The 15,634-nt window shown below is 48.3% G+C and carries 8 protein-coding genes; all 8 read left to right on the forward strand.

The window, feature by feature from the left end:
- The first annotated feature begins 1 nt into the window (after position 1).
- The 8 genes from AC58UU_RS02620 (at position 2) to AC58UU_RS02655 (ending at position 15,225) form a co-directional block, all read left to right on the forward strand.
- The gene (locus tag AC58UU_RS02620; protein WP_497312692.1) at positions 2–880 is read left to right on the forward strand and encodes a sugar phosphate isomerase/epimerase family protein; all 879 of its coding nucleotides are present in this window, start codon (positions 2–4) and stop codon (positions 878–880) included.
- Positions 881–1,262: 382 nt separating this feature from the next.
- Positions 1,263–2,789 (forward strand): extracellular solute-binding protein, encoded by a 1,527-nt coding sequence (locus AC58UU_RS02625; protein WP_497312694.1) that lies wholly within the window; start codon positions 1,263–1,265, stop codon positions 2,787–2,789.
- Positions 2,790–2,866: 77 nt separating this feature from the next.
- Positions 2,867–3,835, forward strand: coding sequence for an ABC transporter permease (locus AC58UU_RS02630; RefSeq protein ID WP_497312696.1), 969 nt, complete (start codon positions 2,867–2,869; stop codon positions 3,833–3,835).
- Between the two features lie 21 nt (positions 3,836–3,856).
- Positions 3,857–4,729, forward strand: coding sequence for a carbohydrate ABC transporter permease (locus AC58UU_RS02635; RefSeq protein ID WP_497312699.1), 873 nt, complete (start codon positions 3,857–3,859; stop codon positions 4,727–4,729).
- A gap of 55 nt (positions 4,730–4,784) precedes the next feature.
- Complete coding sequence (locus tag AC58UU_RS02640; RefSeq protein ID WP_497312701.1) at positions 4,785–6,587, forward strand: cache domain-containing sensor histidine kinase; 1,803 nt, start codon at positions 4,785–4,787, stop codon at positions 6,585–6,587.
- Entirely contained in the window at positions 6,574–7,368 is a 795-nt protein-coding gene (locus tag AC58UU_RS02645; protein WP_497312703.1) for a response regulator transcription factor, read from the forward strand. Before AC58UU_RS02640 ends, AC58UU_RS02645 begins: the two co-directional genes overlap by 14 nt.
- A 216-nt stretch (positions 7,369–7,584) precedes the next feature.
- On the forward strand, positions 7,585–8,454 hold the full coding sequence (locus AC58UU_RS02650; RefSeq protein ID WP_497312706.1) for a metallophosphoesterase family protein: 870 nt from the start codon (positions 7,585–7,587) through the stop codon (positions 8,452–8,454).
- A 1,074-nt stretch (positions 8,455–9,528) separates the two neighbouring features.
- Positions 9,529–15,225, forward strand: coding sequence for an endo-alpha-N-acetylgalactosaminidase family protein (locus AC58UU_RS02655; protein WP_497312707.1), 5,697 nt, complete (start codon positions 9,529–9,531; stop codon positions 15,223–15,225).
- The last annotated feature ends 409 nt before the right edge of the window (positions 15,226–15,634 follow it).

Consider the following 15,634-nt stretch of genomic DNA (forward strand, 5'->3'; position numbering starts at 1 on the left):
CATGAAGATACAGAATCCAATTGGTATTATGGTCGATAGCTTACGATTGGGCGTGCGCGACGGGCTGAAGAAAGCCAAAGAACTAGGTGCTGACGGTGTTCAAATTTATGCAGTCAATGGCGAGATGGATCCAGCGAAGTTGTCCCCAGTGGCGCGCAAGGAACTGAAGGTTTACATCGATTCACTTGGTTTAGACATCTCTGCACTTTGCGGTGACCTTGCCGGACATGGCTTCCAGGATCAGCTGGCCAATCCGCTCAAGATCGAGAAGTCAAAACGCATATTGGATCTAGCCGTTGAGCTTGGTACGAAGATTGTGACGACACATATCGGCGTTGTGCCGAACAACGTGAACGATCCCATCTATGAAGCCATGCAGCGTGCTTGCGAAGAACTAGGCGTGTACGCGAAGAGCATGGGCGCTTACTTCGCCATCGAAACCGGGCCTGAACCGGCTGCACACCTCAAACAATTCTTAGACTCTCTCAGTACGAACGGGGTTTCCGTCAACTTTGATCCGGCTAACATGGTGATGGTTACCGGAGATGATCCGGTTCAAGGGGTGTACACCTTGAAGGATTATATCGTTCACACGCATGTGAAGGACGGCATCCGTCTAAGGGAAGTTGATCCACGCGAGGTATACGGAGCGCTTGGTTATGAACCTATGAGCCATGAAAGTATTGCAGAGGCTGCGGCAACGGGAGCGACATACCGCGAGCTGGCTTTAGGAGAGGGGCATGTCGATTTCACCCGTTATTTCACGGCTTTGAACGACATTGGTTATTCTGGTTATTTGACGATTGAACGGGAAGTTGGCGAAAATCCGGAGCATGATATTGTGAAGGCCATCGAATATATTCGTCAATATCGAGGATAAATGCGATCAAGAACAAGAGTTCAATATAGCAACATGCTTGAGAGTACATCCTCTACCTCCGTATCTAACGCTGCGGGGGTTTTTGTTATGAACTTGTTGTTCCCAAGATCAAGTCCTCTATAATAATTTACGTCTATATAAGTTGAACTAATGATGTTACATTCTTATACAGAGACGATCGATATTCTTTTTGTCGGAAGTCCTCAATTACCGTAAATCAGGATACATTTCCATTAACATAGAACATGTAAACGTAATCAAAATGTCTGTAAGATTAACGATATCAGCTGGTAGCACAAAAATGTAAGCGCATTATTTGTTGCTGCAGGGGGAGTCTTCGCTTAAAGGGACTATAGAGGGAAAACGAGAGGAGTAAAGTAGGATGAAAAAGAAACATATGATCGTTTCTCTGGTGGTTTTATTGACGACGGGGGTATTGGCCGGATGCGGCGCTTCCGAGAATCCGAAACCGTCCGCCGGGGCATCGGCTTCCAATGAGCCGACCAAAATCAAGGCGCTGCTCATCGGGGACCAGGTTAAGACGGATCTTAACAAAGCGAAGGAAGATATCGAGAAACGCGGCAACGTCAAGCTTGATCTCGAACTGGCTGCCTATGATACATACTCTGATAAAGTCAACTTGGCGATGGCGAATTCGTCATCCTACGACCTCATCTTGTTTGACAATGGAAAAGATACCGTGTTTGCCAACTACGTCAAACAGGGCGCCTTCTATGACCTTACACCCTATCTGAAAGACAAGAAGAATCTAAGTCTGATCCCTGAAATCACTTGGACCCAAACGAAGATTGACAATAAAGTATACGGTATCCCCCGCCCGCGTCAAATGTATGATGCGCAGGGAATCATATCGATCCGTAAAGACTGGTTGGACAAGTACGGTTTGAAAATGCCGGAGACACTGGACGAATATACACAAACGATGAAAACTTTCAAGGAGAAGGATCCGGCCGGCGGAGGGAAGACCGTGCCGATCGTCACCTACCCTACAAACTCCTATTCGGTTTTCGGTTGGCTTTCACCGGTTCAGTTTGCATTAGGCATGCCTAATGCATGGAGAATCGAGAATGGCGTTCCTAAATATGCGATCCAAACACCGGAATACTTGAAGTATCTGGATTGGGTAAAGCAAGCTTGGGCGGCTGGACTATTCGACAAAAACGCCCCAGTATTAAAATCCTCTCAGGCCGTGGATCAATATCTTCAAGGTATTGGCGGGGCCAGAGCGGCGAATGTACAGGAATTGAATGACAGCCCAAGCGCCAACCTGGTCAAAATTCGTAAAGCCGATGCCAAGGCGGAATTAGCTATCATTCCTTTGTTGAAAGGTCCGGATGGAAAAGGCGGTATCTTCACAAGTGCCGGTTATTATGGTTTATTGGCGATTCCGAGCACGACGCCAAAAAACAAGGTTCAAAAAATCGTCGATTTCCTTGATTTCTCGGCTAACGAGGAAAATCAAGCGTTCATGAAAGCAGGGATAATCGGCATGCACTCTACAAGTTATAAGGATGGCAAGGTGGAACAGACACCTGAGCAGCTGAAGCAGTTCAAGGAAGAACAGCCGAACCTCTGGGTGCTGGAAAATCGTTATGATCCCTATTTATACGTCAACGCAGACGCTTCTGTCCCGGTCAGACAAGTCATGAAAGAAATCACCGACAGTTTTGGAAAAGTAGGCATCGATAATCCATTCGGCGGTATGATTTCGGAAACGAATGCCAAAAATCCAGACAATCTGAAGAAGCTTAGTACCGCCGCATTGAAATACGTCATCGGAGAAGGCACGCTCGACGCGGTAAAGGCCGAAATCGACAGCTGGACGAAAACGTACGGCGACCAGATTGCCAAAGAGTATATGGAGCAGTACAACGCCCAGAAAAAGTAAGGCGGATACAAGAGAATTGTCTTCCGGAAGCAGGAGGGCAATTCTCTTTCTTATACGGAATGAAGGAGGCGTTGCAGATGGCTTTGTATCAGGGCGAACAATCGGGGCCACATTTGAAAGCGCATTATACTAAGGCGACGGATAAGTCTATATTAAAGAAAAATGCAAAAAAATACATGTGGTTTTATTTGCTGGCTGCTCCTGGAATGATCTATTTTATTGTGTTTAAATACTTTCCGATGTGGGGCATCTTGCTCGCTTTTCAGGACTTTAGCCCGTTTTTGGGCTTTTGGAAAAGTCCATGGGTAGGCTTTAAGCATTTTCAGGAGTTTTTCACAAATGAATCGTTCTTTCTTCTACTCAAGAACACGCTGATGTTAAGCTTCTATAATTTGACCTTTTATTTTCCGTTTGTCATTTTATTGGCGATTATGTTGAGCGAGCTGCGCTCTGTACTGATGAGAAAAATCGTTCAGACGGTCGTCTACTTGCCGCATTTTCTTTCCTGGGTCGTGATCGTGGCGATTACGCTCATTTTCTTCGGGCCGTCCGGCGTCATTAACCATTATTTGGCCGACACGATCGGCAAGGAATTCGCTTTCATGACTAGCAATGAGTGGTTTCGGTCGCTCGCAGTTTTTCAGGGGATTTGGAAGGAAGCGGGATGGGGAACGGTTATTTTCCTGGCGGCGATTGCAGGCGTAAATCCTGAGCTTTATGAAGCGGTCAAGATGGATGGCGCCGGCAGATGGCGGCGAATTTGGCACATTACCCTTCCCGGCATCAGGAGCACCATTATCATTTTGTTAATACTTCGCGTCGGCAGCATTATGGATTCGAACTTCATGCAGGTATTTCTGATGAGCAATGGGCTCAATCAAGACGTCTCCGACGTTCTCGATCTGTATGTTTACCGGGTAGGCTTGACGAACTCCCAATTCAGCTACGGGATTGCAGCCGGATTGTTCAACTCGGTAATCGGATTGATTATGGTTGTCGTCAGCAACTATTTTGCCAAAAAAGCGGGGGAAGACGGTGTATTTTAAGCCGGATCGAGGTGAACAAACGTGCGGATAAAAGATAAATTTACTTTATTTGATGCAACGAATTCATTGTTCATGCTGCTCTACAGCTTGCTTGTGTTTATTCCGTTCCTGTACATCGTGGCCGTTTCGTTCAGCGGCGGTGGAGAATCGTTGGGGGGAAATTTTTTTCTCGTACCGAAAGAATTTTCGCTGGAAGGATACAAGTATTTACTATCGACGAATCGATTCATAAACGCGATCGGCAATACGATTTATATCACAATAGTCGGAACGGCCATTAATTTGCTGTTTTCTGTAACGCTTGCCTATGCATTGTCCAAAAAGTTTTTGCCGGGCCGGCGTGCAATGATGTTGATCATTTTTTTCACGATGATGTTCTCGGCCGGGTTAATACCGAATTATTTGCTGATGAAATCGCTTGGGCTGCTGAATACTTACTGGGCGCTGATGCTGCCGGGCGCTACAAATGCATTCACGATTATGGTGATGAAAACATTTTTCCAAGGGCTTCCAGAAAGCTTGGACGAAGCAGCTCGAATGGACGGAGCGGGGGAAGTACGGATCTTATGGTCGGTCGTGCTGCCACTTTCGATGCCGGTTATGGCAACATTCGGACTTATGTTTATGGTCGGCCACTGGAATGAGTTCTTCGGAGCCGTCATTTATTTGAGCAAGAGCAGTATGTGGACGGTGCAGGTGCTGTTAAGGCAAATGATTATCGTTGGCACAGCAGATATCAATGATTTAAGCATGGCTGAGAAAACGGCCTCTCAGATTGGCGACAGCATCAAAATGGCGGCCATCATCATCGCTATGATCCCGATTGTAACGATTTATCCGTTTTTGCAAAAATATTTTGCGCAGGGCTCCATGGTAGGATCGATCAAAGAATAGCGCATGTATGCTCCCGGCATAAGGTATAATGTAGCTGAAAGGCGGCGATGACAGGATGAGAGCGTCGTTTCTAAGCTTTATACAAAGAAGCTTTTTTGTGAAAGTGATCTTTATTTTATTTCTCGTTTCAGTCATTCCTCTGCTTATTTTCGCTTATTTGACGGTAACCGTCTCCAATCAAACGGTCATGGACAAAGTCAAGAAGCTCAATTTGCAGGTCGTGAACCAAGTCATGGAACGCATCGACATCACGATGTCGCGCATGCAGCAGGTAAGCTCCCAATACGGGATATCGCCCAGCATTATCAATTTAATGGATTCGCAAAAAAACTTTTTCAATTATGTCGTGCAAATTCAGGAGCTGCAGCGTGTTTTGGATACGGGCAAGGCGGTAATCGGGGACATCGACGATATTGGAATCTATTCGGTCGAGTCCGGGGAAGTGATCACTTCGCTCGATCCGATTGCTCCGCTTACGCAATCGCGTTACGCCAATCTCGTTGCACGATTCGAGCAATCGAACAAGCCTTTTTTACTGGTTGACGATCGGAATACCGAAGATTCCTTTTTGCAAAACAACAGCTTTTTCATGCGAAAAGTGCCGTATTCCAATGGAACCGGCTATAAAGGCGTTTTTATGATCACCCTGCCGAACGATGCGCTGAAGAAAGCGATTCAAAATATCGATTTGGGACCGCAAGGCGCGGTCTATATCGTATCCCCGGACAAGAAAGTGATCGCCACGACCAGCAGTGAAGGTTCCTTTGACCTGATCAAGCATACCGGACAGTTGCTGGACAACTGGCAACAAAGGGAACGGAGCGATCAGTTCACGCTTGGGCACTCGCTCGTATCTGTGAAGCAATCGAAATATTTTCACGAATGGATTGTCATCTCTGAAATCCCGGACAGTCAGTATTCGGAGAGCACGCATTTTATAACGAAAACCGCCTTGGTCGTGCTGTTCGCGCTGATGCTGCTAGGTCTGATCGTTTCGCTGGCAGTAGGATACAGCCTATACAGCCCGCTGCAGCGGCTCAAACGTCATATGCGGCTTATCCAGCAGGGCGATTTCACGACGCATTTCACCAATTATCCGAACAATGAAATCGGCGATTTGGGCGTTATGTTGAACAAGATGGGTTTCCGCCTGCAATCGCTTGTTGAGGATTTGCAAAAATCGGAGGATTTGAAGCGCCGCAATGAAATCCGCGTGCTGCAGTCGCAAATCAACCCGCATTTCATGTACAACACTTTGAACACGATCAGCGTGTTCGCCACGCTCAGGGATTACAAAAAAATCAAAATGATGATGCACAATCTGATCTCGATCCTGCGCTATTCGATGGAAAACTACGAGCAGCTCGTTCCGCTTTCACTCGAGCTGAATTATATCGCCGATTATGTGAATATGCTTCGGCTTCGGTACGATCGCCCGATTCACCTGCAATTGGAAATCGAAGAGTCTCTGAATGACATGCTCATTCCGAAATTGCTGCTGCAGCCTTTGATCGAAAACTCGCTGTTCCACGGTATATTGGCCAAGGAGGACGATGAAGGATTGATCATCGTCCGGGCTATCCAGACTACGGAAGAAACAGTTCTGCTGCAAATCGAAGACAACGGCAAAGGAATTGATCCGGATCGGCTGGAAGCGCTTCGCAGCGATTTGGCGCGCGGTCTGCCGGGTGAAAGCATTGGCGTGAAAAACGTATGGGAGCGGGTTAGGCTGCTCTACAGCGAGCATGCGGAGTTTCAGATCGAAAACACGGGGAACGGAACGGTCGTATCTATCCACTTGCCATGCGGCAGACTGGACTATGAAAAGGAGGATCGTTCGCTATATGGCACCGTATAAAGTGTTGATCGTCGAAGACGAAAAGCCGGCCCGGGAAGTGTATAAGCAGATGATCGCCGAGGAAAGCGGTCTGTTCGAGCTTGTCGGGGAGGCGCCGAACGGGGAAAAAGGGCTGCAGCTGTTTATAGAGTACAAACCCCATTTTCTGGTCACGGATCTCACGATGCCGGTTATGGGTGGAATCGAAATGATGGTGGAGCTGGCCAAACTGGAGCGGGAGATGCCGCTTATGGTCATTTTAAGCTGCCATAGAGACTTTCACTACGCGCAGAAGGCGATCGAGCTGGGCGCTTCGTCGTATTTGTTGAAGGAAGACTGCCTGGCGTACGATTCGCTGCTTGCCGACACGCTTAAGCAGCTGATACCGAAGCTGAACGGTCGCGGTTATGATGCCGCCAATATGGATGAGCACTCGTCCATTAGCGGACACGCCATCCACGTTCATCCGAACAGCGTCATGGAAAATGTCATCCGGCAGCTGCAAGCTGATTTGAGCAAGGCTTATCGAATGGAACAAGTGGCAGCGCAAGCCGGCTACAGCATGCCTTATTTCAGCTCCATGTTCAAAAAAACGACTGGCCGGACGTTCACCCAATATATCATGGAGCTGCGGATCAACAAAGCAAAGCAGATGATATCCACCACGAATCTTCGAACAAACGAAATCGCCGAGCGGGTTGGACTGGAAAATTACCGGCATTTCAATAAAATATTTAAACGGATTGTCGGCATGAATCCAAGTGAATACCGGCAAGCCATCACCCGTAAAGAGGGAAGTTGACGAAAAACCGGAGCATGAAATGATGAAGGCCATCGAATTTATTCGTCAATATTAAGGATAATAGCGATCTAGGACAAGAATTCAATATAGCAACATGTTTGAAAGTACATCCTTTACCTCCGTATCTACGCTGCGGGGGTTTTACGGCTATGGATAGGAGTCATCGGCTTGAAAATAAGCAATAATGGAAATTAGCCCAAGGAGGCCATGAGGAATATGCGAACTAATGAGAAAAACGAGCGTTCGGAAAAACCACTTCTCTCTTTCCAGGTCATTACAGATACTCATATTAACTCCGATCCGGAGCACTCTTACAATCACCGCATGGAGCGGGCGCTTAAGGACATTGCCGAGAACGCCCCCGATAGTCGCGGGATCATGCATGCCGGGGACGTTACTGATCACGGATTTCCGGGCGAATACGAGGAGTTTTGCCGAATTTGGAACGAGAACAAGAAGGGGCTGCCCAAGCTGTACCTCACGATGGGCAATCATGATGTCGGACTGGGTGAGTGGGAGTCCCGCCTGTCTCAATTTCTTAACGCGACCGGAATGGGAGGAGCCTTTCACGATCATTGGATCGACGGCTACCATTTCATTTTCCTGGGTACCGAAGTGGGACTGGAATGTTATTGCTCGTTATCTGACGAGCAGTTGGAATGGCTGGATGCCAAACTGGAGGAAGGGGCGTCAGCGGATCGGCCGGCTTTCGTATTTCTACATCAGCCGCTCCTGAATACGGTGTCCGGTTCGCTCGAAGCGCAGAAATGGAACGGAGTGACGCAGGACGCGGAGCTTAAAACCGTCCTGTCGAAGCATTGCCGTCAAGCCATTCTTTTCACGGGTCACACGCATTGGGAGATGGAGGCGGCGCGTCATTTCTACGATGGTGAGACGACGCTGCCTCCCATGTTCAACTCGGCATCCGTAGCCTATTTGTGGACGGACAATGACAAGCGAAAGGAGGGCAGCCAAGGTTATTACGTCGAGGTTTACAGCGATCGCGTAGTGGTAAGAGGAAGGGATTTCGAACGGGGAGCCTGGATAGAGGCGGCTCGGGTTCAGCTGATTTATCCGCTCGATTAAGGGCTGCGTTTATTTCTAAGAGCAAGAACCGCTTACGGGGTAGTTTACTCTGCGCCCTTATCTTTTTAGTCGGAATGCGTATATGGCGGATGAACAATCCTGATTCGAAAATCGCAGTTGATAAAGCGATAGCCCGTAAAGCGACCTGTGGCGGCCACGGGGGCTTTTTTTGATTCATATTTCTAAATTTCTTGTTCAGTAGATCACTTCAACCTTCGGCTATCGGGTCGGGTATCCTGCCGGTTTCCGGATTCGTATCCGAGCAGGCAGGATCTTTCTCGATGATCGCCTGGCTAAGTTAGCTTCAGATCCTTAGGGATTAGAGGAGTTTGCAGTATTAACTTTATCCGTCTTTGGGGGGATGAGGGACGGTCTAATTTTTTGCTTCTTACCCTGAATTTATTTTCAATAATCTGGGGGTTTCGGCGTTTTCAGTGAAATGAGAAAATAGCCGCAAGCGTAGAACTATGAGGAGACCAAGATGGGCGGATCGTTCAATCCGGTCCTTCTTCTTTAACGAACGCCGGGAAAATATCGTGAAACGATGATGCAAGCCAAAACTGGCTTAGACGCATAAAAGGGCAGCCTCTTAGTGGGCTGCCCATATTTGTTTATGGACATGTATACTGACGATTTTTAATGTCGTAGTGATTTCTTTACTTCTATCCTGCATTTCTTACGAAAATACACAGGAAATGAAATAAAGAGCCTATTCATTTTCGACTTCGTGAAGCTACACTTGGAACCAGAAGCCAGGAAAATTTAACCATCAGTAAACTGTTGACAATTGAGACGTCATCAGCGTCACCGTCGTCAAGCAAAGAATAGCAGCTGATGAATGGACCTATTGGGTGTCCAATCAACATGCAGCCTCTTCACAAATGAAAACGCATGCAAAAATGGGCGTGTACAAAGAACTGGAGAAAGTAACCGGCGTGAAGGTCGAATTTCATGAGAAGTGTTGATTTCGGCTACGACCCGAATTTTTTTGTAAAGGGGGTGATGTATTTCCGGACGGTACCAGACGAGTTATTTAGTCATTCCGATTTATAAAAAAAAGGAGATGTAAAAGTATTGAAAACTAAGCAATCTTTCCGTTTTACCAAGTTCGCTGCATTATTCGCGACACTCCTCATGGCCGCACAGACGGTGGATTTAGGCATTCCTACAGCTCATGCTGCTTCGGCTACAGTTCAATCCGCCGACATGCAAGTTACGATTGACGACCAATTTCCAAGGGTCATTCAATACGAATGGCTGAGCAACGGAAAAATCATGTACGGTCAAGAGGACGCTCTTTCTACGGTAAACATCAATGGCGTTTCTTATACGCCAGCGGTACAGTTCTCGAAAATAGCTGCTAATAAGGCAAACTATACCCTTACTTTCGCTAGCATTAATGTTGTGCTAACCGTCGAGATTGAGGTTGTCGATAATGTGCTCAGCTTCAAAGTGACGAACATTTCAGAAAGCGGTTCCACGCTGGTCCGAACAGTTGAAATTCCGAACCAAAGTCTGATCTCCGTCCGTGATACGCAAGCAGGCGCGCAGGAAACGGGCGTCGACGTGCGGTCATGGAACAGCTCGAAGGAAGAATACAATCTGCTTGCGAACAAAGCGCTGGATACCGCCCCGGTCGGGAAATCGTATGTGATCCTGAATACGAATGAGCTTGCGGCATCGGTCTACAGCAACGCATTCGAATTCGTGCCTGAAGACCAAAAAATCAGCCCGACATACAATGAGTACGAGAAACATTACGTTTACCAGACTGTGGCAAAAAACGGCTATAAGAAACTGGGCGTTTGGAGCCATCCTTGGACATACCGGGAAATTTACGGCAGCAAGCAAGACACCGTTGAGCTCCCCTACGTGAAGGTTGCTATTAACGCCGATGCGAATTCGGACGGAGTCGTGAACTGGCAGGATGGCGGTATCGGCTATCGGAAAATTATGACGCTTCCTTACGGCTCCGACATCATCCCGAAAGTGTCGCCGCACATTTCCCACACCAGAATGCTGACGCAATGGCCATTCCTGCGTGTGCTTGATAATCTGAAGAAATTTTATCTGTATTCGGACGGCTTTGGACAGCTCTTTGAGGCTAAAGGCCAGATGGAAGGGAATAATCTTCAGCCGGATTATGGTAGGAATTTCGACTCAAAAGCTGGCGGACAGACGGATCTGAACATATTAGCGACGGAAGCACTCAAGTTAAATGCATATGTAGGCATCCATATCAATCATAAAGAACTAAATCGCGCAGCGGATTACTACAGCCCAGATAAGTCTCAAGGGACATTAGACTGGAAAGGTATTGCCCCTATAGAGAACATAAAGCGCTGGGATGATGCGATCGATAACGGGCCAACCGGTTTGGCTGCCAGAATCGCTGAAATTCGCCAGAACGTACCCGACTTGAAATGGACGTACCTCGATGTGTATACCGGTAATGGTTACGCTCAGTGGAAGCTGGCGCACGAATTGAACAAAAACGGCTTTATGATCGGCACGGAATTCAGTGGCGCACTCGACCGCTACAGCATTTGGAATCACGTTGTACAGAACGAAAGCAAGGTGGAAAGGTTCATCAGAAACCATGTGACCGATGAATTCATGTACGATCCGATTTTGCTTGGCAGCCGTCATGCAGGCTCCATGTCATATGGAGACGATGGAGGCGAAGATCAGGGAGATAGTAACTTAACTGTCCAGGATCAGATGAAAATCTTCTTTACGAATAACTTGCTCTATAAATACATGCAGAATCACGAAATTATGAAGATGAACATCGATCAGACGTTGAATCAATCGACAAGTGTTACCTTCCAAGGAGGTTTGACCGGTCAAGTCGTGACTCCGGGCACGGTAACGAATGACGGGACGAATGTTACCAACAATCCTAAAGTTGAATTGAGGAAGAATGGAGCATTGATCGCAACGTACCAAAAAGAGTTTAAAAAGAAAATCGTACCAACCACCGATGCAAATTATCACGGTAAGACTGTGACGCCTCAGCTGACTCAATATTTGCTTCCATGGGATCCACAAACAGAGACCAAATTGTACCACTGGAACTCTGTTGGCGGTAATACGACGTGGGCACTTCCTGCTAGTTGGGCAGGCGTAACGACTGTGGATCTGTATAAGCTTACGGATATCGGTAAAGTATTGGTGACGAACTTGCCGGTGACCTCCGGTCAGATCACCATCAACGCGATCGCGAATACGCCTTATGTTGTCTATAAGGGCGGTCAAGCGGATGCGATCACCCCGGCATCCCAATTCAATTTCGGTTACGGCGGTCTGGTCAAGGATCCCGGTTTCGACAGCCGCATGCTGAATAATTGGAACGTCACTTCAACCGGCGGCAGCACAAGTCATGTGTCCATCCAGACGGATGTAGGCGGGGGAACGTACCTGCAGGTGAAAGGGAACAACGGCACCGATGCAACCATTGCCCAGACGCTAACCGGTTTAACGTCGGGCAAAACGTACCAGGCATCCGTATATGCGGAGGTCAAGAACGGTCGGACGCTGACGATCGGAGTGAAGGACTATGGCGGTGCGGAAATGACCAATACGCTCACCAAGTCGAACATTCCGAACAAAGAATACAATACGCCCCGAGGTTGGTCCGGAAATAGCTATATGCAGCGGATCTTGGTCAATTTTACCGTACCGGCCGGTTCTACAAGCGCAACCTTCTACATGAAAGCGAACGCGGTTGCCGGATCGACAACAGCGGAAGCGGATTTGGACGATATTCGTGTGGTCGAGCTTGTAAATAAGGCACCGCAAGGCAGTCATTACTTCTTCGAAGATTTCGAAAGCAACCAGGAAAGTCTCACGCCGTTCGTCTATATGAGCGGGACTCATCAAATCGCGAGATTGCATGCAGGATACACTTACAATACGCTGGGCGGAAACTATTCGTTTAAATTGACAGCTGGCAATAACGCCTCTGGTGAAATCGTTCGCACGATTCCAACGAATCTTAAATTGCTGCCGAATACGATCTACACGGTAAGCTTCCCGTACAAAGTGCAGTATGCGAACAGCTACAGCTTTGCGTTAACCAGCGGCTACGGATCGAGCGCCGTTGATCAGTGGAGCGATACACTCGACGTTGGTAAATACTTCTACAGCAAGACGTTTACGACGGGCAGTGCAGATGATTACAGCTTCCGCATTACCAAAAAATCCGGCGGATTGAGCTTGGATAGCAATCAGGAGCTCCTCATCGATGACTTTACCGTGGATGCAGGCACAGTGACGCCGGTCGAGACAGCGGATCAGACGTTCGACGACGGACAGTTGGGCGGATGGATCGCCGGATACGGCGATGGGCAGCTCCAGGTGTTGAACCAGCAGCTATCCTTGAATACGAGTCAGTACAGTACGATAGCGCTTGATCAGAATACGCCAGATATCGCAGACGGCGAAATGACGTTCACGATCACGCCGCAATCCGGCAATACAGCGGGTGCCGTCATCCGTTACACCGGGCCGGACAGCTATACCAAAATCTATTATGATACGGCTGCAGGCGGTTGGTTCTATATGGATCCGCAAGGGCACACGGGAACATTAAACGATCCCCCTCCGGGAGAAAACAACGGCATTCATCTGACCCAAGGCATCCCACATTTGGTGAAATTGACGTATACGGGCAGCCGTTATAAGCTCCAGGTTGATCAAGTATTGCTCTATGACGGCGATATTTCGGGGCTAAAAACAACAGCTGGACGCACCGGATTCTACGTCAAAAAGAGGACGAACGTTTCCATCGATAATGTGACGTTAAGAAACCTGGGCGCACCATCGGGCTCTACGCCGATAACGCCGACGCCGTCGGACGAGCTTCCTGAGCCGGTCGAGATTCCACATTCACAAATGACGGCAACGGCGACGAGTCAAGAAACTATTAGTGCCAATAATGCCGCAGCAAACGTATTAGACGGCATTACAAATACGTTTTGGCATATCCGTTGGCGCCATGTCGATCCGATGCCTCAGAGCATCACGTTGAGTTTGGGCGGAACTTCCAAAGTCACGCAGCTGAGCTACTTGCCCAGACAAGATGGACAAACGAACGGCATCATTACGTCCTACAATATTTATACGAGTACGGATAATGTGAACTATACCAAGGTAGCAAGCGGAACGTGGAATGCGAATGCGACCTTGAAGCAAGCGGTATTTGCTCCGGTTTCAGCAGCTTATATCAAGCTGGAGGCGATCGCGGGAGTGAACGACTACGCCTCAGCAGCAGAAATTAATGTCTATAAGGTTGATGATGTTCTCGTCCGTTCCATTGCAGTTAGCGGCGAGAACGGAAAAACTTTAATCAACCAGGTGAACGGAACGCTGCAAATGACCGCTGCTGTGCAGCCGAATAACGCCGCCAACAAGGCGGTTACATGGGCTGTATATGGCGACAATGGGACGACTACCGATGCGGCGACTATTGATGCGAGCGGTCTTCTCACCGCTCATAAAAACGGAGTCGTAACTGTAGTCGCTCAAGCGACTGACAATTCCGGCGTTAAGGGCCAAAGTAAGGTAACGATCGATACGCAGCCGCCTGTAACGATCGATACAACGCCGCCTGTGACGACAGCTACCGCAGCGCCGGCAGCACCAGACGGCCCGAACGGCACATACGTGAATCCGGTCACGGTCACCTTGGTCACTTACGACAGCTTATCGGGTGTGGCCAAAACCGAGATCAGCCTAGACAACGGGACTTCCTGGCAGCTGTATACGGCGCCCGTTACGTTCGACACAAACGGCTCCTATAACCTGCTCTACAAGTCTACAGACAAAGCGGGAAATGTCGAGCTTCCTCAGCTGTTAGGCTTTACGCTCGCGACGAACGCAGTCAAGGTGCAGCTCAAAGACAGCAACGGCAATCCGCTTAGCGGCGGCAACGTGATGTATTATGACGGCGGCTGGAAAGATTTCGGCATCACAGACGCTTCCGGATCGGTAAGCAAATCGCTGCCGAAAAAGTCCTATACATTCGCGTTGACGTATGAAGGGACACGCAGCGAGAAAGTGCAAAATACCGGTACCAACGCCGTTGTCGGCTTCCAGACGGTGAACGTCAAGGTGCAGCTGAAGGACAGCCAAGGGAATCCGCTTGACGGCGGTGCGGGCACTTATTATGCCGGCAGCTGGCGGACGATCGGCAGCACGAGCGGCGGAGTGGCCAGCAAGGAACTGCTGCCCGGGTCCTACACATTTGCAATGAAATACGAAGGCACGTACAAGGAGAAGGTGCAAGATACGTCAACGAACGCCGTCGTCGGCTTCCAGACGGTGAACGTCAAGCTTCAGTTGAAGGACAGTCAAGGTAATCCACTTGACGGTGGTGCGGCCTCCTATTATGCGGGCAGTTGGCGGACGATCGGAAGCACAAGCAGCGGCGAGATTAGCAAGGAGCTGCTGTCTGGGTCCTACACATTTGCGATGACATACGAAGGCACATACAAGGAGAAGATGCAGGATACGTCGACGAACGCTGTCATCGGCTTCCAGACGGTGAACGTCAAGGTGCAGCTGAAGGACAGTCAAGGTAATCCGCTTAATGGTGGTGTTGCCTCCTATTATGCAGGCAGTTGGCGGACTATCGGAAGCACGAGCGGCGGTGAGGTAAGCAAGGAGCTGCTGCCCGGCTCTTATACGTTCGGGATCTCCTACGGGGGGGCACACAAGGAAAGCGTGACTGATACATCTACCAATCCGACGGTTGTATTTCAGCAGTAAATAAGTCTATAGGTGAACCATCTGCGAGGGCTATCCTCCGAATCCGAACGGAATCGGTCGGGGGATAGTCCTAAACGCGTATGTGTATAAATTTATAATTGGTAATAGTATTTGGAGGATGTTGCCCAGCGCAGACGCGGGAGCATTCTCTTTTTTTGAATTTATGGAGAATAGTTAATTATTATAATAGTATATTTCATTCGAAAATTAAGCCTTGCATGCGACAGGTGTTGTCGGTTAGAGTATATAGCTGAAGTGAATAAAGCCAATTTTCTGAAATCTGCTTTCGTTAATGTCGATAATAAACAGTAGACGAATCAGAATAATCTGCTGCAGTTACTGAAAACACCTTATTTTCTATCCGACTATAACGAGGATTTAATTGCCCGATCATATAGACTTCTTCAAT

The organism is Paenibacillus sp. JT22N1, assembly GCF_059692155.1.